General features: G+C 36.2%; 20 protein-coding genes and 3 tRNA genes. 6 read left to right on the forward strand and 17 right to left on the reverse strand.

Annotation, left to right across the window (positions count from 1 at the left end; genetic code table 11):
* Positions 1-40: 40 nt before the first annotated feature.
* Genes D8863_RS06620 through yfmF form a run of 7 tightly spaced genes read right to left on the reverse strand, consistent with a single transcriptional unit; the run spans position 41 to position 6,419 of the window.
* Complete coding sequence (locus D8863_RS06620; protein WP_125441442.1) at positions 41-835, reverse strand: energy-coupling factor transporter transmembrane component T family protein; 795 nt, start codon at positions 833-835, stop codon at positions 41-43.
* Positions 828-1,667 carry an energy-coupling factor transporter ATPase gene (locus D8863_RS06625; protein WP_125441443.1) on the reverse strand — a complete coding sequence of 280 codons (840 nt, stop codon included), beginning with the start codon at positions 1,665-1,667 and terminating at the stop codon, positions 828-830. The genes D8863_RS06620 and D8863_RS06625 overlap by 8 nt, the downstream gene beginning before the upstream one ends.
* Positions 1,652-2,479, reverse strand: coding sequence for an energy-coupling factor ABC transporter ATP-binding protein (locus D8863_RS06630; RefSeq protein WP_125388524.1), 828 nt, complete (start codon positions 2,477-2,479; stop codon positions 1,652-1,654). The genes D8863_RS06625 and D8863_RS06630 overlap by 16 nt, the downstream gene beginning before the upstream one ends.
* On the reverse strand, positions 2,476-3,021 hold the full coding sequence (gene pgsA, locus D8863_RS06635; RefSeq protein WP_000712149.1) for a CDP-diacylglycerol--glycerol-3-phosphate 3-phosphatidyltransferase: 546 nt from the start codon (positions 3,019-3,021) through the stop codon (positions 2,476-2,478). Before pgsA ends, D8863_RS06630 begins: the two co-directional genes overlap by 4 nt.
* A gap of 10 nt (positions 3,022-3,031) precedes the next feature.
* A complete protein-coding gene (rodZ, locus tag D8863_RS06640; RefSeq protein WP_185756313.1) occupies positions 3,032-3,853 on the reverse strand; it encodes a cytoskeleton protein RodZ in 822 nt (273 codons plus the stop codon).
* Between the two features lie 35 nt (positions 3,854-3,888).
* Entirely contained in the window at positions 3,889-5,172 is a 1,284-nt protein-coding gene (gene yfmH / locus D8863_RS06645) for an EF-P 5-aminopentanol modification-associated protein YfmH (protein WP_125388522.1), read from the reverse strand.
* A complete protein-coding gene (gene yfmF / locus D8863_RS06650; RefSeq protein WP_125388521.1) occupies positions 5,169-6,419 on the reverse strand; it encodes an EF-P 5-aminopentanol modification-associated protein YfmF in 1,251 nt (416 codons plus the stop codon). Before yfmF ends, yfmH begins: the two co-directional genes overlap by 4 nt.
* Before the next feature lie 160 nt (positions 6,420-6,579).
* Here yfmF and yaaA point away from each other — a divergent pair, with 160 nt between their 5' ends.
* Positions 6,580-6,948 carry a S4 domain-containing protein YaaA gene (gene yaaA / locus D8863_RS06655; protein WP_000455872.1) on the forward strand — a complete coding sequence of 123 codons (369 nt, stop codon included), beginning with the start codon at positions 6,580-6,582 and terminating at the stop codon, positions 6,946-6,948.
* A 2-nt stretch (positions 6,949-6,950) separates the two neighbouring features.
* Positions 6,951-8,048: a DNA replication/repair protein RecF gene (recF, locus tag D8863_RS06660; RefSeq protein WP_125388520.1), complete on the forward strand. Its 1,098-nt coding sequence runs from the start codon at positions 6,951-6,953 to the stop codon at positions 8,046-8,048.
* Positions 8,049-8,100: 52 nt separating this feature from the next.
* Here the strand turns inward: recF and guaB are convergent, their stop codons facing one another.
* Both guaB and trpS read right to left on the reverse strand, forming a co-directional pair.
* Positions 8,101-9,579, reverse strand: coding sequence for an IMP dehydrogenase (gene guaB / locus D8863_RS06665; protein ID WP_000073414.1), 1,479 nt, complete (start codon positions 9,577-9,579; stop codon positions 8,101-8,103).
* 162 nt (positions 9,580-9,741) lie between these two features.
* Complete coding sequence (gene trpS / locus D8863_RS06670) at positions 9,742-10,767, reverse strand: tryptophan--tRNA ligase (protein ID WP_125441444.1); 1,026 nt, start codon at positions 10,765-10,767, stop codon at positions 9,742-9,744.
* Between the two features lie 195 nt (positions 10,768-10,962).
* On the opposite strand from trpS, the gene D8863_RS06675 reads away from it, so the two are divergent.
* Positions 10,963-12,585, forward strand: coding sequence for an ATP-binding cassette domain-containing protein (locus tag D8863_RS06675; protein WP_000958793.1), 1,623 nt, complete (start codon positions 10,963-10,965; stop codon positions 12,583-12,585).
* Positions 12,586-12,645: 60 nt separating this feature from the next.
* Entirely contained in the window at positions 12,646-15,198 is a 2,553-nt protein-coding gene (locus D8863_RS06680) for a YfhO family protein (RefSeq protein WP_125441445.1), read from the forward strand.
* 21 nt (positions 15,199-15,219) lie between these two features.
* Here the strand turns inward: D8863_RS06680 and D8863_RS06685 are convergent, their stop codons facing one another.
* On the reverse strand, positions 15,220-17,874 hold the full coding sequence (locus D8863_RS06685; protein WP_125441446.1) for a YhgE/Pip domain-containing protein: 2,655 nt from the start codon (positions 17,872-17,874) through the stop codon (positions 15,220-15,222).
* A 128-nt stretch (positions 17,875-18,002) separates the two neighbouring features.
* On the opposite strand from D8863_RS06685, the gene D8863_RS06690 reads away from it, so the two are divergent.
* The gene (locus D8863_RS06690; protein WP_000665080.1) at positions 18,003-18,545 is read left to right on the forward strand and encodes a TetR/AcrR family transcriptional regulator; all 543 of its coding nucleotides are present in this window, start codon (positions 18,003-18,005) and stop codon (positions 18,543-18,545) included.
* Positions 18,546-18,579: 34 nt separating this feature from the next.
* On the opposite strand, the gene D8863_RS06695 is transcribed toward D8863_RS06690, so the two are convergent.
* The 7 genes from D8863_RS06695 to rlmH form a co-directional block, all read right to left on the reverse strand.
* Positions 18,580-18,653, reverse strand: a tRNA-Asn gene (locus D8863_RS06695).
* 5 nt (positions 18,654-18,658) lie between these two features.
* Positions 18,659-18,730 (reverse strand) — tRNA-Glu (locus D8863_RS06700).
* Positions 18,731-18,781: 51 nt separating this feature from the next.
* On the reverse strand, positions 18,782-19,534 hold the full coding sequence (gene comE, locus D8863_RS06705) for a competence system response regulator transcription factor ComE (RefSeq protein ID WP_044019988.1): 753 nt from the start codon (positions 19,532-19,534) through the stop codon (positions 18,782-18,784).
* Entirely contained in the window at positions 19,531-20,850 is a 1,320-nt protein-coding gene (comD, locus tag D8863_RS06710; protein ID WP_125441447.1) for a competence system sensor histidine kinase ComD, read from the reverse strand. The genes comE and comD overlap by 4 nt, the downstream gene beginning before the upstream one ends.
* Positions 20,851-20,870: 20 nt before the next feature.
* Positions 20,871-20,996 (reverse strand): competence-stimulating peptide ComC, encoded by a 126-nt coding sequence (gene comC / locus D8863_RS06715; protein ID WP_000799678.1) that lies wholly within the window; start codon positions 20,994-20,996, stop codon positions 20,871-20,873.
* Between the two features lie 164 nt (positions 20,997-21,160).
* Positions 21,161-21,234, reverse strand: a tRNA-Arg gene (locus D8863_RS06720).
* A gap of 43 nt (positions 21,235-21,277) precedes the next feature.
* Entirely contained in the window at positions 21,278-21,757 is a 480-nt protein-coding gene (rlmH, locus tag D8863_RS06725; protein ID WP_125441448.1) for a 23S rRNA (pseudouridine(1915)-N(3))-methyltransferase RlmH, read from the reverse strand.
* A 185-nt stretch (positions 21,758-21,942) separates the two neighbouring features.
* Here rlmH and htrA point away from each other — a divergent pair, with 185 nt between their 5' ends.
* Positions 21,943-23,139, forward strand: coding sequence for a serine protease HtrA (gene htrA, locus D8863_RS06730; protein WP_125441449.1), 1,197 nt, complete (start codon positions 21,943-21,945; stop codon positions 23,137-23,139).
* Positions 23,140-23,169 lie beyond the last annotated feature (30 nt).

Genomic DNA, 23,169 nt, shown 5'->3' on the forward strand with positions numbered 1-23,169 from the left:
AACCTGCTACTGTGAGCTTCTTATCAATCCTACAAACCTGCTAAGATTTTAAGAAAAATAAGAAACATCCCAGTACCAAAATCACAAGAATTGCCAGTGTATCCTTTTGACTCCATCTCAACTGTCTATACTGACTTCTACCCTTTCCTCCCTGATAACCACGCGCTTCCATGGCAATTGCCAATGAATCTGCACGCTTTAAGCTCGTCGCAAAAAGAGGAATTAAAATCGGAATCATAGCCTTTACTTTTTGAACGATACTACCTTCACCAAAGTCAACTCCACGAGCCTTCTGAGCATTCATAATTCTCGTTGTGTCATCCATCAAGGTTGGAACAAAACGCAAACTCATTGATAGCATGAGACCAATTTCATGAACGGGAACTTTCACGCGTTTCAGCGGTGCTAAAAGAGCTTCAACTGCGGCTGCCAGACTCAAAGGCATGGTCGTTAAGGTTAGCAAGGTTGAAAAGAAAATAATCAACACAAAACGACAGAAAATGATTCCTGCTTGTTGCAAAGCATAATCCGTTATTCTTAAAAAAGAAAACTCAAATAGGACATTTCCACTTGAAATGAAAAAGAGCTGAAAAAGAGTCGTAAAAGCAATCAAGAAGAACATGGATTTTAATCCCTGAACGAAAAATGAGAGGGAAACGCCTGACAAAGCGATAAATATACCTGTCGCTACAAACAGAACGAGATTGGTGAGAGGATTATTGGCCCAAAATACAATCAAAATCAGCAGAATCATGGCAAGCAATTTACTACGTGGATCCAAGCGATGAATGATGGAATCTCCTGGTATATAACGCCCTAAAATCATACTATCCATTTAGCGACTCCTTAAACTCTTCTATCTTGATTGGCAGTTTTTTAAAAGCTACACCCCTATCTGCCAAACGTTTACAAAAGGCTGTGATTTTAGGCACACCTAACTGTACTTTTTCCATAGAGGCTACATCTTGGAAAACTTCGCACGGTTTGCCACTTTTGACCAAACGCCCCTTTTCCATAACATAGACCTGATCAGCATATGCAGCTACATCATCCATCAAATGCGTTACCAGAACGATTGTCATTCCAGAAAGGTGGAGTTCTTTAAACAAGGTCATCAATTCTTTTCTGCCCAAAGGATCTAGCCCTGCTGTAGGCTCATCCAAAACCAAGACAGTTGGCTCCATGGCTAGCATACCTGCTATAGCCACACGTCTCATCTGACCACCTGAAAGTTCAAAAGGACTGCGCTCAAAGAGTGACTCATCGATGCCTACCAAGGCTAACTTTTCACGCGCAATTTTCTTGGCCTCTTCCTCAGAAACTCCAAAATTTTGCGGTCCAAATGCAACATCTTTCAAAACAGTCTCTTCGAAAATCTGATTTTCAGCAAATTGAAACACTAGACCGACTTGCTTTCGAATCTGGCGAATTTCTTTATTGGTTGATGTAGGGGTAATGACAGTATCGAAAACTCGAACAGAACCCTTACTTGGTACCAATAGGCCATTTAAAAGCTGTAAAATCGTTGATTTCCCACTACCTGTGTGCCCTACTAAAGCTGTATAGGAACCATCCTCAATCGTCAAAGAAACATCAGCCAAGGCTGATGAAGATAGGGGAGTTCCCTCTTGATAGGTAAAGCTCACATTTTCTAGAGTAATTCCCATAACTTGTCCTCTAGCTCTCCTTCTGTCAAATAGCCATCCGGCAACTGATAACCAGTCTCTCTCAAAGATTCTCTCAATTGATTCGTAAAGGGATCATCTAATCCTATCTGGTCAAGGTCGTCCCGAGAAAAAAGTTCTCTTGGGCTGCTGGTTGACTCCACTTGGCCTTTTTTCATGACCAAGACACGATCACTCATCGCAACTTCTTCTAAGTCATGTGTAATGGAGACGACTGTCATCTGGTGGTCTTTTCGAATCTCTTGAACTGTCTGAATCAGTTCTCGTCGTCCCTCGGGGTCCAACATACTTGTAGCCTCATCCAAAATCAAAATAGCTGGCCTCAAGGCAACAACTCCTGCAATAGCCACCCGTTGTTTTTGTCCACCAGATAAACGAGCTGGTTCTCTCTTCTTAAAGTCCAGCATCCCTACCAACTCCAAAGAATCAGCCACTCTCTTCTTCATTTCTTCACGAGGAAGTCCCTGATTTTCTAGACCGAAGGCAACATCATCTTCAACAGTCGCCCCCACAAATTGGTTATCTGGATTTTGAAAAACCATACCAATTTGACGGCGTAAGTCCCAAACATTCTCAGAGGACAACAATTGCCCATCTATCCAGATTTCCCCAGACTCTGCTTCAAGCAAGCCATCAATCAAACGGATAGTTGTCGATTTTCCACTCCCATTATGACCTACAATTGAAAGCCATTCTCCACGTTTCACGTGAAACGAGACATTATTAACGTCATAATGTTCCTGGTCTTCCTTGTAACGAAAAGACAGATTTTTTACTTCAATAATCGATTTCATTTCGAACCAAATGTCCCTTTGAATACATGAGCGCTACCCTTAAAATAATCATAACCAGAGTAGATAGTGAAAAACAAAGCGATATAAAGCAACAGCTGACCAATTAAATTCCAATGTAAGAGCAAAAAGATAATTGCAAACATCTGACTAAAGGTCTTGATTTTCCCTGGCATCGCTGCTGCTAGAACTGTCCCTCCCGTCTCAACAAGCAACAAACGTAAGCCTGTCACCGCAAGTTCACGACAAATGATAATAGCAACAACCCAAGCTGGAGCCATGCCTAACTCAATCAACATGATAAAAGCTGACATAACCAACAGCTTATCAGCCATCGGATCAGCAAACTTTCCAAAGTTGCTGACTACATTCCATTTACGAGCAAGATAGCCATCAAGATAATCCGTTATACTAGCAACTGCAAAGATGATCGCTGCTAGCAAATGACTTCCTTGTGAATGGCCCAAAGTCAAAATAAGAATAAAGAGAGGTATAAAGAGAATTCTACCAATAGTTAATACATTAGGAATTTGTTCTTTTTTCATTGATTTTTCCTTAATCTGTAGTAAATGTAAGTGTTACAGTTCCAGTCTGAGTTGTCAGCTTCGAAGTATCAATCGTTTGATTGTCCACAGTTACAGTAACTCCCTTCACTACACCTAAAGTAATGGTAACGGGATTCTTAGTTGAAACTGTTGTTTTTGCATTCTTATTGTCTGCGGATAGTGTCACACCACCCTCCAGCTCACTTCCTGAAACACTAACCCAACTAGCTTCATCTGAAACTGCCAATTGAACAGTAGCGGTTTCCTTACTCGTTTTATACCGAGCTTCAATGCGGTTTCCTTCACCTGACACTATAATAGTTGATTCCGTAGTAGAAGACGAGCTAGACGTCTGACTACTAGAAGATGAGCTAGAAGAGGTTGTTGAACTGGTTGAGCTCACAACACTATAATTAGCTGAAGAAGGACTTGGCTGAGTTTGGATGTAGTTCCAAACATAGTAAGTGACAAAAATTAAAATCGACAAAGCAAATAGAACGAAATAAAACAAGGGGAGATAAGACGTTTTTTTCTTATTTGATCGTCTGCGACCAGACAAGTCTTCTTCATCGACATCTACCTCTTCATAAGTGATCATACTACCTGAATCATAGGCATCTAATACAATTCTTTCATCTAACTCTACTGCCCAGGCATATTTTCTTAAAAAAGAACGAGCGTAGAAGGTACTAGGAAGTAAATCGAAATCATCTGCCTCCATGGCTTCTAGAAAATGCAACTGAATTTCAGTTTTTTCCTGCAATTCTTCTAAACTCAATCCCTGGTTAATTCTGGCTAAACGTAGAACCTCGCCAATTGTTTTTTTTCTCATACGTACCATTCCTTCTTTCTAGTATTAGTCATCTTTTAAGCTGGAAAGATTGTAAAATCAACTAGATCACCATTATCAATCAAACGATGTCCAGCTTCTAGAACATCCTCCAAAGTAATTTCCTGTAAAATTTTCGGAAAATCAAAAATTGTTTCTCCGCGATCCATCGGATCGTATTGAGTTGCAATAAATTCCAAAGAGTTCATGCTACTGAAAAACTCCCCAAACATCTCACTCTTAACAAGATCTAAATGTTCCTCGGTAATATCCGCATCATTACTAAACTGACGAATCGCTTTACGAAATTGATGCGACAGAGAAACAGGCTCTTTGGTGTCCATTGTCAATATCACAAAATGAAAGCGACTGTTGACTTCAACCTCAAGTGACAATGACGCATCTAACTTCCCAGTCTCATATAACTTTTGAAAACGATCAGAAGTCCAACCAAACATCATCGTAAATAGTAATTTCAATAAAATATTGTAACGATAAGACTCAGCTTCTGTTATTTGCCCATTACCTCTAATCGCAACAGCAAGTTTGGGTGAAGAAACTTCCATCCGAAGACTATCTGTTTGCTTCACAGGCTGCAAGGGTAGTTTCTCTTTTGTAACTATAAACTGTTCTAAAGTCTTCTTTTCCTTTTTCGAAAAGTATTCCTCAACAACTTCCACATCAATATTTCCAACTAAAAACAGTGACATGTTGACAGGTTTGTAAAACTCTGTAAAATTCTCTTTTAAATTCGAAACTTGAATCTCAGAAATTGATTTTTCACTTCCAACTATATCTGTCGCTAAAGGAGTATCAGGATAAAGGTTGGCTAATGTTGCAAAAAACAAGCGTGAGTCTGGATCGTCTTGATACATTTCTCGTTCTTGCTGGATAATAGCCTGTTCCCTCAAAACAGACTCTTCTGTAAAATGAACATCTCCGACTAACTCATCTAGCAAATCTAAATTCTCTAATAGATGGTCAATTGTTGAAAAAAGATAGCTGGTCTTAGTAAAGCTTGTAAAGGCATTACTGTCCGCACCTAATCGAGTAAACGTAGCCATTATATCCTCAGAATTTTCTCTTTCAAACAATTTATGTTCAAGAAAATGTGCAATTCCTGCTGGATGATGACGTAAACCTTTTCCCAAGCTTGTATAAGTTGCATCTACAGAACCAAATTGAACTGTTACAATCCCATAAACCTCATTGAAATCTTGTTTAGGAAGTAAAGAAACTGTCAATCCATTTGACAATTGTGCTTTGTAGACTGTTTCCTTTACAGCAGGATAGTATTTTTCTTCAAAAGTAACCTTTGTCATTCTACTCCTTCCATAAAGTAAATCGCTTGTAACTTCAAATTGTTGGCAGCTTTACAGACAGCTTCTTTATCAACATTCTCTAATTTTGCCACCAATCGATCAATGTCAAAGCTTGATTTTCCAAATAGAGCATTCAAATAGACTCTTTCAACTAAGGTCTGTTGATTATCTTGAGCCATCAACAAAGATCGTCGAATCATCTCCTTGGTTTGTTCAAGTTCAAAATCTGTAAAGTTACCCTTTTTCAGATCTAGCAATTGATGATTCATCAATTTTCTAGCCTGATTTCGATTTTCTCTATCAATACCCGCATACATCCTTAACAGACCACTAAACAAATCCAATTGACTCGAGACTGTATAGGCTATTCCAGCATTTTCACGAACGTTTGTAAAAAGTTTCGAATGTGCAAATTCACCCAACAAACCATTCATCACAAGCATGGGCAAATGCTCATCATCACCATATTTTACAGGAGAATGATAGCCTAATTCTAAAATAGATTGCCCAACATTCCTCTGAACCATTCCTTCTCGTAGAACATTCGAATAAGATTGATAGTACTGGATAGTGACGCCGTTCTCTCTAACTGTAAAGGGTAATGACTTCAACGATTCTGTAATTTCTACTTCATTAAAATCACCTAAGAAAAAGAAATCAATACGATCATTCTTCAGAGCATTTTGAAAGCACGTGTAGCTACTTTCCGGAGACTCATTTGAAATACTATTTCGTAAATCACTGTATCTCAATTGAAGACGCTCATCATGGAAGAACAAGCTATCCAACTCCTTATGAGCAAAATAAAACGAATCATCCATATCAGTAGCTAAACTAGCCAATAACTGTTTTCTTTCAATTTCAAATAGGGCTGGCTCAAAAGCACCATCTTGAACTAAGGGAGCAAATAAAGTCTGTTTCACTAATTCCAAAATTCGAGAAGTCAAGACATTCTTTTTACTTAGAAAATCATCCCTCACATAGGTAAACGTTAGGTCAAGAATATGTGCCTGTCCCCTACGATAAGCACTTGTGGAAATATCTGTTCCATATAAACTTGCCAAGTATCTGCGAAATGCTTGTGATGTGGGATAAGCTTGATTTGCCGTCTCCAACATACTTGCACTTAACATGCGTCCTGCTATTGTCTCAAGAGATAAGGGAGCAGTAAAACGAATAGTGATTTTATTTGTTTTAAACTTTTTGGATTGAACAAAATGTGCTGAAATTCCAGGCACTAATTCCATACCTTACCTCCTTACATATAGAGTTCTATTATACCACGAAAATCAAAATTTTTCTTGTTCTCTTTATAGCTTTAAAGAGTAAAACCGTTTTCATTTCAACTAACTTTCCTCCAGCTATTTCAAGGAAAATATGGTATAATACCAAAGATTGAGGTGAATTATGGAATACAAATTATTTGAAGAATTTATTACGCTCCAAGCCCTCCTAAAAGAGCTTGGGATTATACACAGCGGTGGTGCTATCAAATCCTTTTTAATAGAGCATCAAGTTTACTTTAATGGTGAGTTAGAAAGTAGACGTGGGAAAAAAATCCGTATTGGAGATACGATTGACATTCCTGATTTAAAGGTTGACATCACCTTGACACAACCAAGTTTAAAAGAGCAAGAAGAGTATCAAGTAGATAAGATTGAGAAAGAGCGAATTGCTAAACTTGTCAAAGAGATGAATAAAGGTGTCAAGAAAGAAAAACAAAAAACTTCTTCATCGCCTAAAACCAAACAAGTTCCACGTTTTCCAGGAAGATAACCATGTGGCTCCAACATTTAACAATTAAAACCTTTCGAAACTACAAAGAGGCAAAAATTGATTTCAATCCAAAATTAAATGTCTTTCTAGGTCAAAATGCACAAGGAAAAACCAATATTCTAGAAGCAATCTATTTCTTAGCCTTGACACGTAGTCATCGGACTCGTACAGATAAAAATCTCATTCATTTTGATAACGAGCAACTCCATCTTACTGGCTTGCTACAGAAGAAAACAAGCTCTATCCCTCTAGAAATTGATTTAACGCCAAAAGGGCGTGTGACTAAGGTCAATCACTTAAAACAAGCTCGCCTCTCAGACTACATCGGACATATGAATGTTGTCCTCTTCGCACCTGAAGATCTCCAGCTAATTAAGGGAGCACCTTCTGTCCGTCGAAAGTTTATAGACATCGAACTAGGACAAATTAAACCAATCTACTTGTCAGACTTGTCAAACTACAGCCATATACTCAAGCAAAGAAATACTTACCTAAAATCTAGCCAGAAGATTGACGAAACATTTCTGTCAGTCTTAGATGATCAATTAATAGATTATGGTTGTCGCGTTATAAAGCATCGGATAAAATTCATTAAAGACTTAGAGAAATTTGGCCAAAAAAAACACTTAGAAATTTCAAATAAATTAGAAGAACTGTCAATATCTTATCAATCATCTGTCAACTTCACTAATGAAGAACAGCTAACAAGTTCCTTTAAAATTGCTTTGGATAAAAGCAGATCCAGAGATTTATTTAAAAAGAATACTGGAGTTGGCCCTCATCGAGATGATATTTCTTTTTATATCAATGGTATGGATGCTAGTTTTGGAAGCCAAGGTCAACATCGTAGCCTTGTTCTTTCTATAAAACTGGCGGAAATTGAGCTAATGGAAAGTATTACCAATGAGTCTCCGATACTACTGCTTGATGATGTTATGAGCGAACTCGACAATACACGGCAACTAAAATTACTAGAAACCATTTCTCAATCTATCCAAACCTTTATCACAACAACAAGTTTAGACCACTTGCAAAATTTACCAGAAAACCTTAGTATTTTCAATATTCAAAACGGTAAAATTTCTGTAAATCAAAATTGACAACTTTGTAAACAAAAAGAACTCCTGAAATTCAGGAGTTCTTTTTTACTACTTACATAGAGTAGTTTGGCGCTTCATTAGTGATTTGCACATCGTGTGGATGGCTTTCTTTTAGGCCAGCCCCAGACATTTCGATAAATTGAGCATTGTCATGCAATTCTTTAAGGTTAGCTGCACCACAGTAACCCATACCAGAGCGAATACCACCAATCATTTGGAAGACAATATCAGCTGCTGCGCCTTTATAGGCAACACGGCCTTCAATTCCTTCTGGAACGAGTTTGTTTGCTTCATTGACCGCACCTTGGAAGTAACGGTCACTTGAACCTTTCTTCATTGCAGCGATTGATCCCATACCACGATAAGTCTTAAACTTACGCCCTTGGAAGATTTCCGTTTCTCCTGGAGCTTCATCTGTTCCAGCAAACATTGATCCAAGCATAACTGCATTCCCACCTGCAGCAAGGGCTTTTACAATATCTCCAGAGTACTTGATTCCACCATCAGCAATGATTGTTTTACCATATTCACGCGCAACAGCTGCTGCATCATAGATTGCTGTCACTTGTGGGACACCAACCCCTGCAATCACACGAGTGGTACAGATAGAACCTGGTCCAATACCGACTTTGACAACATCTACACCTGCATCATAAAGAGCACGCGCACCTTCTGCAGTGGCAATATTACCCGCAATCAAAGTGCGGTCTGGGAAGTGAGCACGAATTTCAGCAATTTTACGTAGAACACCAGCAGAGTGACCATGAGCAGTATCAATAACAATTGCATCAGCTCCTGCTTCAAAAAGGGCTTCGGCACGTTCAAATGTATCTGAAGTGACACCTACCGCTCCAGCAACTAGAAGACGACCAAACTCATCTTTTGCAGCATTTGGAAACTCAATAACTTTTTCAATGTCCTTAATAGTAATCAAGCCAGAAAGACGACCTTCTTCATCCACTAAAGGAAGTTTTTCAATACGGTGTTCTTGAAGAATGCTTTCAGCTGTTGCAAGGTCTGTACCAACAGGAGCAGTAACAAGATTTTCACTGGTCATATGGTTTGAGATTGGCTGATTGTAATCTGAAATAAAACGAAGATCTCGATTTGTTAGAATACCAACCAATTTACGATTTTCAAGTGTCTCCACAACTGGAACACCACTAATACGGTAACGTCCCATCAGTTCATCTGCTTCAGCAATCGTGTGTTCTGGAGTCAAGAAGAATGGATCAATAATAACACCATTTTCAGAACGTTTTACCTTGCGAACTTCATCTGCCTGTTGCGCAATAGACATATTTTTATGGATTACTCCAAGGCCACCCGCACGAGCAATGGCAATAGCCATTTGACTTTCTGTGACTGTATCCATGGCGGCTGTTATAATTGGGATATTTAAAGTCAGATTATCTGCCAATTTTGTTGTTAAATCTGCATCATTAGGCAACACATGACTTTCTGCTGGAATGAGCAATACATCATCAAAGGTAAAACCTTTTTTTAAAAATTTAGTATCCCAATTAGACATTGAAGTTTCCTCTTTTCTTTCTTTTTGAGCTTGACTCTTTTTGTATTGTATCTATCATACCATTCTATGAAAATTTGTCAATTATATTTATGGTAGAAATCATAAAAAAACTATCCCTGTGATCCTATGGAAGAGATAGTTTTACGATTCATATTTTATCTATTATTTAAAATAATTTAGTCCCATTGCTCCCTTAACTTCAGATAGAGTTTGCCCCGCAACCTCACGCGCTTTCTCACTACCTTTTTGAAGCATATTGTACACTTCTCCCATATCCTTAGCAAATTCGATACGGCGCTCACGAATAGGGCCAAGTTCCCGTTCTAATATTTCAAGTAGATAACGTTTCGTCTTTACATCACCAAGACCACCACGTTGGTAGTTTTCTTTCATCTCTGCAATGTCTTGAGCATCTTCTGGACGACCAAACACATCTAGATAATGGAAAACCATATTTCCTTCAATCTTACCTGGATCCTCCACTCGAATATGATCCGGATCAGTATACATGCTCATGACTTTTTTACGCAACGTATCCGCATCATCTGCTAGATAAATACCATTATTAAGGGATTTAGACATTTTAGCATTTCCATCTAAACCAGGCAAACGTCCTGCTCTCTCATTTTCTGGATAAATACCTTCCGGCTCCACCAAGACCTCACAATTATAAGCATGATTAAAGGAACGAACAATCTCACGAGTTTGCTCAATCATTGGTTTCTGATCTGTCCCAACAGGAACATAATTAGCCTTGAAGGCAGTAATATCTGCTGCTTGCGCAATTGGATAAACCAAAAATCCTGTCGGAATGCTTTCTCCAAACCCTTTCTGAGCGATCTCTGTTTTCACTGTAGGATTGCGCTCTAAACGTGCTAGTGACACCAAATTCATATAGTACATAGACAGTTCAGCTAACTCTGGAATCTGACTTTGAATAAAGATAGTGGATTTACTTGGATCTAATCCAACTGCTAAGTAATCTAAGGCAACATTCCCAATCGATTCTACAATCGTTTGAGGGTCTTTGGCGTGATCTGTCAATGCTTGTTGGTCCGCCAAAAAAACAAACATCTCATACTTGTCTTCTTCCTGAAGTAATACTCTATTTTTAAGGCTCCCAACATAATGTCCAATATGCAGTTTTCCTGTAGGGCGATCTCCTGTTAAAATAATGGGTTTCGTCATTTTTTTCTCCTTCGAAATGGTCTCTTCAATTATAGCATTTTTTTGTTAAAATAACAGAAAATTATTTAAATCAAACAACTAACTCTTTGTAAATAAATCTGTAAACTTAATTGACACAAAATTGACAAACAAAAATTTGAATATTTCTCTCTTTTCTAGTAGAATAAATATATTACATATTATAGGAGAAAAACATTGCTTACAGTATCTGATGTTTCACTACGTTTTAGTGATCGCAAACTTTTTGATGATGTCAATATCAAATTTACAGAAGGAAATACATACGGATTGATTGGTGCTAATGGTGCTGGGAAGTCTACATTCTTAAAAATCTTAGCTGGTGATATCGAGCCAACAACTGGTCACATCTCTCTTGGTCCAGATGAACGTCTCTCTGTTCTCCGTCAAAATCATTTTGACTATGAAGACGAGCGAGTTATTGATGTCGTTATTATGGGAAATGAAAAACTTTACAACATCATGAAAGAAAAAGACGCCATTTACATGAAGGAAGATTTTTCAGATGAAGATGGAGTTCGTGCTGCCGAACTCGAAGGTGAATTTGCCGAACTTGGAGGTTGGGAAGCAGAAAGTGAAGCATCTCAATTACTTCAAAACCTAAATATTCCAGAAGAGTTGCACTATCAAAACATGAGCGAATTGGCCAATGGTGAAAAAGTGAAGGTTCTCCTTGCTAAAGCACTTTTTGGTAAACCAGATGTTCTTCTCTTGGACGAGCCGACCAACGGGTTGGACATCCAATCTATTACTTGGCTAGAAGACTTCTTGATTGACTTTGATAACACCGTTATCGTAGTATCCCACGACCGTCACTTCTTAAACAAAGTATGTACACACATGGCCGACCTTGACTTTGGAAAAATTAAACTCTATGTCGGAAACTATGACTTCTGGAAGGAATCTTCTGAACTCGCTGCTAAATTGCTAGCAGACCGTAATGCCAAGGCAGAAGAAAAAATTAAGCAATTGCAAGAATTCGTTGCTCGCTTCTCTGCCAACGCTTCTAAGTCAAGACAAGCAACGTCTCGTAAAAAAATGCTTGACAAGATTGAATTAGAAGAGATTGTTCCTTCTAGTCGTAAATATCCATTTATCAACTTTAAAGCAGAACGTGAGATTGGTAATGATCTCTTGACAGTAGAAAATTTAACTGTAAAGATTGATGGCGAAACTATCCTAGACAATATTAGTTTCATCTTGCGTCCAGGTGATAAGACAGCTCTTATTGGACAAAATGACATCCAAACGACTGCATTAATTCGTGCAATTATGGGTGACATCGACTATGAAGGAACTGTCAAGTGGGGAGTTACTACTAGCCGTTCTTACTTGCCAAAAGACAACTCGGCTGATTTTGCAGGAGGAGAGTCAATCCTTGACTGGTTGCGTCAATTTGCAAGTAAAGAAGAAGATGACAATACCTTCCTACGTGGTTTCCTCGGTCGTATGCTCTTTTCTGGAGATGAGGTTAACAAACCTGTAAACGTCTTGTCAGGGGGAGAAAAAGTACGTGTCATGCTTTCAAAACTCATGCTCTTGAAATCAAATGTCCTTGTACTTGATGATCCAACAAATCACTTGGACTTGGAATCTATCTCAAGCTTGAACGATGGATTGAAAAACTTTAAAGAATCAATCATCTTTGCTAGTCATGATCACGAGTTCATTCAAACTTTAGCAAACCATATTATTGTTTTATCTAAGAATGGCGTCATTGATCGTATCGATGAAACCTATGATGAATTCCTAGAAAATGCAGAAGTACAAGCAAAAGTTAAAGAACTTTGGAAAGACTAATAAGACTTCAAAACTCAGTTGGGGTAACCAACTGAGTTTTCTATCATTCTACGAGGTAACATGAAATCATTTTTTAAAACATATTGGACCTATTTTGTTTCTTTCATCATTCCTTTAGTAATTATGACTGGAGTATACCTAACTCAAGGTATCTACTGGAATAGCGATGCATCTCCACTATTAGGAGACGGTTTCCATCAATACGTTATTTTTGATGTAGCTTTACGAAATATTCTGCATGGAAATGGTAGTTTGTTTTACACCTTTACAAGTGGCCTCGGACTGAATTTCTATGCTCTATCTAGTTATTACTTGGGTAGTTTTCTTTCACCCCTAGTTTACTTTTTTAATCTGTCGAATATGCCAGATGCTGTCTATCTAACCACTCTCTTAAAATTTGGATTGATTGGTCTGTCAACCTTCTTTAGTTTGACTAGATTATTTAAAGATATCCCAAAATTTTTAAAACTTGCCTTATCTACTTCCTATGCTTTAATGAGCTTCACTGTCAGTCAGTTAGAGATTAAAACCTGGCTCGATGTTTTTATCTTGATTCCTTTAATTATAACTGGTTTACACCTACTTATAACACAAAAGAAGCGCCTACTATACTTTACAAGTTTGTCAATCTTATTTATTCAAAATTATTATTTTGGGTATATGACAGCATTGTTTCTTATTTTCTGGTATCTCTGCCAAATTTCTTGGGACTTTAAAACTAGAAAATCATCTTTTCTTGGTTTTGTTGTTACCTCCTTTTTAGCTGGAATGGCTAGTTTGATTATGACTCTTCCTACACTGTTTGATTTACAAACTCATGGAGAGAAGTTGACTGCCATCACAAAATTAAAGACAGATAGTAGCTGGTATTTGGATATTTTTGCAAAACAATTCATTGGATCTTTTGATACAACTAAATATGGATCTATACCAATGATTTTTGTTGGATTGCTTCCTTTTATTTTGACTATTCTATTTTTCACAATAAAATCCATAAGGTTTCACGTGAAACTTACCTATGCAATTTTCTTTACTTTTTTAATAACAAGCTTTTACATAGAAGCACTTGATTTATTTTGGCAAGGGATGCATACCCCAAATATGTTTTTGCATCGCTATGCTTGGATTTTTTCCACTCTGTTAATTTATACTGCAGCAGAAGTCTTAAATCGTCTGAAAGAACTGAAGCTATGGAATCTATTTGGCTCACTTTTTCTTGTACTAACAGGATTTTTGGCTACTGTCTATTTTAAATCACACTATTCTTTTCTAACTGATTTGAATATCCTACTCACTCTTGAATTTCTACTAGTTTATACTCTTTTACTTCTTGCAGTCATTAGAAAATTTATCTCTGTAAATCTATTTGCAATTCTTTTGTCTTTATTTATAACAGCTGAAATAAGCTTAAATGCATCATCTCAAATGGAAGGAATAGCTAAAGAATGGGCCTTTGCTTCTCGTAGCGCCTATAATAGAGATATCACCTCTATGGAATCCATTCTAAACCAAATTGACAATCCATTTACACGTACTGAAAAACTGCAAATTCAGACTGGAAATGACAGTATGAAATTTAACTACAATGGAATCTCTCAATTCTCGTCTGTACGAAATCGTTCAGCTAGCACTAGTTTGGATAAACTGGGATTCAAATCCTCTGGAACCAACCTTAATCTCCGTTATGCAAATAACAGTCTTTTAGCAGACAGTTTATTTGGAATCCAATACAATATTTCTGAAACTTCACTTGATAAGTATGGCTTTCAAGAGATTTATCAAAAGGATCATTTAACCTTATATAAAAATCAACTCTCTTTACCCATTGCCTTTGCCACTCAATCTATTTACAAAGATGTAAACTTTAACAATCACACTCTAGATAATCAGGCTTTATTTATAAACCAGCTTGCTAATCTCAACTTAGATTACTTCTCCCAAATAGCATCTGATAAAACAGATACTTCAGATGGTTTAACGAGCATTACAGGTTCTGCGAATGAAGATGCAAAGATTGATTATCAAATTGAGGTTCCTCAAAATAGCCAAGTCTATCTCTCTTTTTCAAATCTTCATTTTACTAATGATAAGCAAAAGAAAGTTGACATCATTGTCAACGGTGAAAATAAGACTTTTACAACTGACAATGCATTTAATTTCTTTAATTTGGGTTATACTGAAGAACAAAAAACTTTCAATATCAGTGTTAGTTTCCCTGGAAATTCTCAGGTGTCATTTGAATCTCCAACCTTCTATCGTTTAGATACTCAAGCTCTTACTGAGGCAATCCAAAAGATTAAAGAACAACCTGTAGAAGTATCTACCTCTAAAAATAAAGTCTTTGCTACATATGAAGTCAAACAAGACACCTCTATTTTCTTCACTATTCCTTATGACAAAGGTTGGTCTGCATACCAAGATGGGAAAAAACTTGAAATCAAGCAGGCCCAAACTGGTTTTATGAAAGTTGATGTTCCAAAGGGAAAAGGCACCATTACACTTTCCTTTATTCCCAATGGTTTTGTTATTGGAGCAGCCTGCTCAGTAACTGCCCTTCTTCTTTTTGGGATCTATAATCACAGACGAAATTTATCTAAGGCAGAAAAAGATTGACCAAAGAATTGGTCAATCTTTTTAATCTTCTTCCATTTTCTTAGGTTGGTAAGCTAGCATACCTAAAGCAGTAAAGAAAGCTAGTGTTATAATAAGGAAAATCACTTGGTGATGAATATTTCCTGTCATAGAGATTGTTTGTCGTAAACCTGATACAGAATAACTCATTGGTAACCAAGGATTGATACCTTTGAAGAAATCATTTGTCAAAGCAAGGGGATAGGTCCCTGCACTTGATGCTAACTGTAATAAAAGTAAAATAAGAGAGAAGAAAGCTCCAATACGGCTATTCCAAGTTGTTAAAGCTGTCACCATAGACATGAAAGCTAAACTTGTGATTATAATTAGAATCAAGGTCCTCATCTCATGGTTCGCAGTCAATCCAATAAGATGGACACCTCCATAAACTAAAACACCTGCTAAGACAGCTATAATCCCATTTATTTCAGAGCGAGACTTCAACCAAGCCCAACGACTCTCTGGATGACGTCCAGAAGGTAACTTAGCAAAAATCATATTGGTAGATATAGCAGCAACAAAAAGAGCAACTGATATCATATAAGGAGCCATGGCAATCCCATTTACAGGAACTTGGTCATTGTCTGTTTTTGAGAGAACTAGAGGTTCAGATAATGTTTCTGCATTTTCAGATTCTGTTGATGCTGATTTAAGTTGATTGTTAGCATTACCTAATCCTTGTCCTAATGAATCAACTCCTGTCTGTAAATCTTCAAGACCAGAGGTTAAGGTTGTTCCACCAGCTGCTAGTTTTCCAGCACCATCTGCAATCTTCATAGCACCACTTCCTAGTTGGGATGCTGCAGAAAGTAACTGTGTTGATTTGTCTGTTAATTGACCAGAGCCAAATTGTAATTTAGTAAGACCTGCTACTAACTCTGGACTCTTATTGTTCAATTGAGCAGAACCAGATGACAAACTTTCTATACCTGATACTAATTCTGGAGCTTTTCCAGCTAACGCATCTACTCCAGCTGTCAAGGTTGATGTATTTTCTGTCAACTTACTTGATCCAGAAACTAATTGATCCAGACTAGTCGTTAAACTTGAGTTCTTTTCACTTAGTTGATTAGCACCTATAGAAATAGTATCCAATCCTTTAGTATAGTTTACAACTCCTTTTTCAATTGACTGACTTCCAGGAACTAACTGATTGTCTACAGTAGTTTGTAATTTTGTAAATCCATTTGACAAGGTTGTCAAGGAGCTAGATGCTGCAGGTAAGAGTTGATTTGCCTTCGTCTGTACATCAGATAGATTAGTTACTTGTTGTTCTGAATTCTCTATACTTTCTTTTAATCCCCCTACTGTTGTTAAAATTGTTTTTGCTGACTCAATAGTAGAATTAGAATTTTTAGAAATAGCTTCTGTCAATTCTTTCTTTTGTTCCTCTGTAAGAGATTGATAAGTAGCTGTTGATTGAAGGTTTGCAAGAGTTTTCTCTTGTTCTGTCTGACTTTTGGTCACAATATCCTGAGCAAGAGTTGTTAGATTTGGCAAAGCTTCTGACAATGTACTTTTCAGTTGAGTATTATCTGATATTGTAAGAGCTTGTAGTGTTTTATTTAGTTCTCCTAAGCTTGTTGCCAATTGCGCTATTTCTTCATTTTGTTGAGATGAGGACTCTAATTGGCTTGAAATTTCTTTAATACCAGTATTTAATTGCTCCATTCCATCTCTTAGTGTATCTGATTGATTGGATAATTGACTTGTTCCGTTAGAAAGTTCTTTCACACTACTTGTATAAGCATTTACACCAACTGAAAATTGATTGAGACCTGTATCCAATTGTGAAACCCCACTTGTGTAGGACTTTATACCTGTATTTAGCTGATTTACACCTGTCACCAACTCAGGAGTTTTTGAAGCTAATTGACCAAGTCCAGTGTCAACTTGTGAGACAGCATTTGTATAACTTTGTAAACCACTATTAAAAGTTCCTAAACCAATATGTAATTGCTCTATAGCAGACACATAGCTAGATAAGCCTTTTGTAAATTGATCCGCTCCATTTGAAAAAGTTACAGTTGAATTAGCTAGAGTATTAAGATTTGTCGTCAATGTTTGACTTCCCGTCACCAACTGATCGGCTCCATTAGCCAATTGTTCACTTCCTTCAGCTGCCTTATTTATTCCAGACTTCAAATCATTCATTTTTTGAAATAAAGCCTTAGTGTACGTTTCAGTAACATTAGTAGAGACGGTTTGTTTTAATTGTGTCATTGCAGAATCACTCATCTTACTTGCAATAAAGCTATGCCCACTTGACGTCTGATAATCAATCTGCATCTGTTCAGGATGATTTGTTAGGATAGAAGTAGCTTTTTCAGATAAGTCACTTGGTAAAGTCACTACCATGTAGTAGTCACCATCTTCTAGCCCTTTTTCCCCTTCCTCTTCATTAACAAAGTGAAAATCTAAAGCCTTATTTTCTTTTAAATTAGACACCATGTCTTCACCAATTGTCATTGTCTGTCCATTATAAGAAGCTTCCTTATCTTTATTGACAACTGCCACAGGTAACTCCGATACTTGACCATATGGATCCCACATGGACGATAAAAATATAATGTTGTATAAAGCTGGAATGAGAGAAATCCCTATCATTACAATGATAAAGGTCGGTTTTTTAAATATTGCTTTCCATTCTTTAAACATGTTTCCTCCTTTTTTACACATATTGTCTAAAATTTTGATATAATAGATTATACATCAAAAAATCTAAATTACAAGGTGAAAAATATTTTTTTAGACACATAGTCTATTTTTGTATACGAGGAGAAATTATGAAAGAAAGTAACAAACGTTTAAAAACAAAACGAATTATCGAAAATGCCATGGTTCAATTATTGATGGACCAGCCCTTTGATCAAATTTCTACTGTCAAGTTAGCAGAAAAAGCCGGAATTAGTCGTTCCAGCTTTTACACTCACTACAAGGATAAGTATGATATGATTGAACTCTACCAAAGTAAGCTATTTCATACCTTTGAGTATATTTTCCAAAAACATGCTCATCACAAAAGAGATGCTATTTTAGAAGTATTTGAATATTTAGAGTCTGAGCCACTCTTGGCTGCACTCTTATCTGAAAATGGGACAAAAGAAATCCAAAATTTCTTGAGAAATAAGCTTCACATTATGCTTAGCACCGACCTTCAGAAACGCTTTATGAAATTACAACTCACTCCAATAGAATTAGAATACAGCAGTATTTATCTAACAAATGCCCTATTTGGTGTTTGCCAGACTTGGATTGCTCACGGAAAAAAAGAAAGTCCGCAAGAAATGACAGACTTCCTTATGAAAATGTTAGGTGATGTTAACTAAAAAAGAACACCAATGGTGTTCTTTTTTTATCTTACTCCGCCAGTAGGACTCGAACCTACGACATCATGATTAACAGTCATGCGCTACTACCAACTGAGCTATGGCGGATAAAATAGTCCGTACGGGATTCGAACCCGTGTTACCGCCGTGAAAAGGCGGTGTCTTAACCCCTTGACCAACGGACCATCTATCTGTAGCAGATATAACCATTATATCAATTTCTTACTAATTGTCAATCACTTTTTAGATTTTTTCTCTAGAATATCTTTTAGTTTGCGGACTTTTAAACGAGTAATCGGACAACGATGATCTTCATAAAAGACAACTTCTAAATTCTTTCGATCAATTTCTCTCACATTTCCCACATTGACAAGGAAAGATTTATGGGAGCAATAAAATCGCTGGGTATGTTTGTCCTTTTCCTGAATATCTGTCATAGTTCCATAGAATTCTTTTGCAAAATTCTTCCCGATAATTCGCAGTTTATGAGAAACACCTGTGGTTTCGATATACAATATATCGTGGTAAGGGATTTTTAAATCATTTCCCTTATAGTTGTAATCAAAATAGTCTACAACATCTTCGTTTTCAAGTAGCATGCTTTTGGTATAGAAGATATTCTGCTCGATACGTTTTTTAAACAATTCATCATTGATGTCTTTATCAACGAAATCTAGGGCTGATACCTGGTATTTGTAGGTTAAGGTAGCAAATTCAGATCGACTGGTAATAAAGACAATAATAGCATAGGGATTGTGATGACGGATAAATTGTGCTACTTCAAAGCCCTTTTTCTCGATTCCATGAATATCGATATCTAGGAAATAAAGCTGGTTTACTTCATCATTTTCAATATATTCCTTAAACTCACGAACTTTTCCTGTTGTCTTATATGAAATAGGAATATTCGATTCTTCCGAGATTTCATTTAATATTCTCTCTAGTCTCACTTGATGTTCAATAACATCTTCTAAAATTAATACTTTCATTCGAATTCCCTCTTAAATCTAATAATTTGTCTGAATGTGTTGTCTTCCATCTCAGTTTCTAAGATAATGTTGTCATACTTATCTAAGATCTCTTTGACATTATTAAGTCCTAAACCTCTATTTCTTCCCTTGGTAGAAAAACCTAAGGCAAATAGATCCTCTGAAGGCGTCATAGTGATTTTGCATGAATTCTGGATAACTATAACTGTTTCAAAATCCATTTTAATGACTGCAACTTCCATTTGTTTCAAGTAACTATCTGCAGCACCTTCAACGGCATTGTTTAATAAAATGCTCATGATACGAACAAGATCAAGTAAATCTATTGACAGTCTAGTAATAATATCCTTTACTTCCAATGTAAACTCTACATCATTTTTTCGTGCATAGACAATCGATTGAGCAATTAAACTTCGTAAAGCAGAATCTTCTATATTATTTAAATCAAAGTAAGTATATTTTTCTGACCTCAATTTCTGATTTGCTTTTACTAGGACTTCATTGTAAACCCTGTTAATTTCTTGTAAATCTCCACTGTCAATCGCCATTTGCATGCTGACAAGCATCCCTGCATAGTCATGACGAAAACCTCGAATTTCATTATACAACTCCACAATTTCATCAGTATAAGTCTGTAAATGCTTTTGTTCAAATTTCTTTTGTTTTAGAGCAATCTCTTTTTCAATTTGAACCTTGTGAGAATTCATTGCAAAGAAAATCAATAACAAGCAAATAAAAACAATAGTTGATAAAATACTTCCGAAGCTATTTAAATGATGAGTTGTACTTACTATATCTGAAATAAACAATAAGATATGTAAACCAAAGAAAGCAACTATTACTTTTTTTAAAAAAGGATACAGATAATCTTTATCAAAATATTTAATATCCAGATGAAAATAACGAATTATTATTAGAATAGAAAAATAAGTCATCAACAATACTACTAAAAGAAATGTACTTTTATGATGTAATACTACTTCATCTCCTGTTATAGAAGATAAGGTTACGGATATAAAAGTATGGGTACTGTGATATAATAAAGACAATAGTAAACTGATAAAAATAGCTTTATATTTTTCAGACTTCTTTAACTTTCTTAAATAAAGGTACACAACCAAAGGAAATAAAAATTTAGACAAAGCAAAACTATTAGAAAATACTAGTGTAATAATTTCTTCAAGTATAAAAACTGAGATACATGTGTAACAGAAAAAAACAATTTGTTCTTTTCTATTTATTTTACAAATCCATTCATAACTTTTGCTAATGATGAGAAAATAAAAAATAGCTATCCCTAATCCAAATAAATCCATTACTCTCTACCTTTATTTCATTACTTTCTTCTTGGAAAAATAAGATTACGAATTGTTTCTGAAATTCTCCAATCTCCACCTCGAATCTCCTGCAATTCTGCCTCTGTTACTTCTTTAAATTGTTCCAACTTTACTGTATTTTTCATAATGAAATCTCCTGTATTATTTTTTCTTGTAAGTTAACTTACACACCTATTATACAAAATGAAGATCATGTAAGAAAAAATTTTTCCCAACTGTACATTTTTGCACCTGAAACGCACTTTTTTAAGAAAAAAGCTGGGATTTACCCCAGCTTCACATCTAAAATTGATCCCAGCAGGATTCGAACCTGCGACCGTTCGCTTAGAAGGCGAATGCTCTATCCAGCTGAGCTATGAGACCTAACATGACCATTCTATCAAAAAACAAGAGCTAAGTCAATCTTCTATTTGTGGTAAGGAGAACCCTGTTGAATTGTAAAAGCACGGTAAATTTGTTCAACTAAAACCAATCTCATTAACTGATGTGGTAATGTCAGACGTCCAAAACTGACAGAAAGATTGGCCCTATTTTTTACAACAGGAGCTAGACCCAAACTTCCTCCAATGATAAAAGTAAGCGTTGAATATCCTTTGATAGAAGCTTGCTCTAGTTGCTGACTAAATTCCTCTGAGGAGAGTGTTTTTCCTTCAATGGCTAGTACAACGACAAAGTCTCTTTCTCCAACCTTAGAAAGAATTCTTTCACCTTCTGTTTCCAAGATTTTTTGGTTTTCTAATTCACTGGCTTTGTCAGGTGTCTTCTCATCAGTGAGCTCAATCATTTCTAATTTGGCGAAACGTGAAATTCGTTTGACATATTCAGCAATTCCATCTTTAAGGTATTTTTCTTTTAATTTTCCTACTGTTACAATTTTTATTTTCATTCTTCTATTCTATCATATCCACACTTCATTTCACATCTTATACACAAAAAAATCATTCAAAATTACTAGTGAATTCACAGAATAAAATGAGTTATCCACAACTTGTGTAAAACTTTAAGCTTTTAAGTTTGGATTAAGTTAATAGGTTTATAATCTGAGTAAATAAATAACAAACGGAGGCGTTTATGAAACACTTACAAAAATTTTACAAAAAGGGAGTTAAAGTTCTTGTAATCATTCTAATCGGATTTTTAAGTGGTGCCTTAGGAAGTTTCGTAACATTACAACTTTATCAAAAACAAGGAAATCAAGCTACGAATAATAATTCTGGCACTGTCACTCAAACATCCTATAAAAATGAAAACTCAACCACTCAAGCAGTAAATAAAGTTAAGGATGCTGTTGTCTCAATCATTACTTATTCTTCTTCTAGCAGTAGACAAAGTAGTGTATTTAATGGTGATGAAACTAATTCTGATTCAGACAATCAACAAATCGCAAGTGAGGGATCAGGTGTTATCTATAAAAAGGATGATAAAGATGCCTATCTTGTAACTAATACTCACGTTATCAATGGAGCTTCAAAAGTTGATATCCGCTTAGCAGATGGTACCAAGGTTCCTGGTGAAATTGTCGGATCTGATACCTTCTCTGATATTGCTGTCGTTAAAATTTCTTCAGAAAAAGTTACAACAGTAGCAGAATTTGGGGATTCAAGTCAACTTAGTGTTGGAGAAACAGCGATTGCTATCGGTAGTCCTCTAGGTTCAGAATATGCTAATACAGTTACACAGGGAATCATCTCGAGTCTTAATCGAAATGTTTCTCTAAAATCTGAAGATGGTCAAGCTATTTCAACAAAAGCCATTCAAACAGATACGGCCATTAACCCTGGTAACTCTGGTGGTCCACTTGTAAACATTCAAGGACAAGTAATTGGTATAACATCAAGTAAAATTGCAAGTAATGGTGGAACATCTGTAGAAGGTCTTGGTTTTGCAATTCCTTCAAACGATGCACAAAATATCATTAAACAACTTGAAAGTGATGGTAAAGTGACTCGTCCAGCTCTTGGAATTCAAATGGTCAATCTGTCAAATGTTGGAGCTAGTGATCTTAGAAAACTTAACATTCCAAGTGGCCTCACTTCAGGTGTAGTTGTTCGATCTGTTCAAAACAATATGCCAGCAAATGGACATCTTCAAAAATACGATGTCATTACCAAAGTTGACGATAAAGAGATTGCTTCATCAACAGACCTACAACACGCTCTTTACAATCATGCTATTGGAGATACTATCAAAGTAACCTACTACCGTAATGGTAAGGAGGAAACAACCTCAATTAAACTAGATAAGAATTCTAGTGATTTAGAGTCTTAATTGACATCAGTGTAAAGAAAACTTTACAGA

The sequence above is a fragment of the Streptococcus oralis genome, assembly GCF_003943825.1.
Lineage (GTDB): Bacteria > Bacillota > Bacilli > Lactobacillales > Streptococcaceae > Streptococcus > Streptococcus oralis_CD.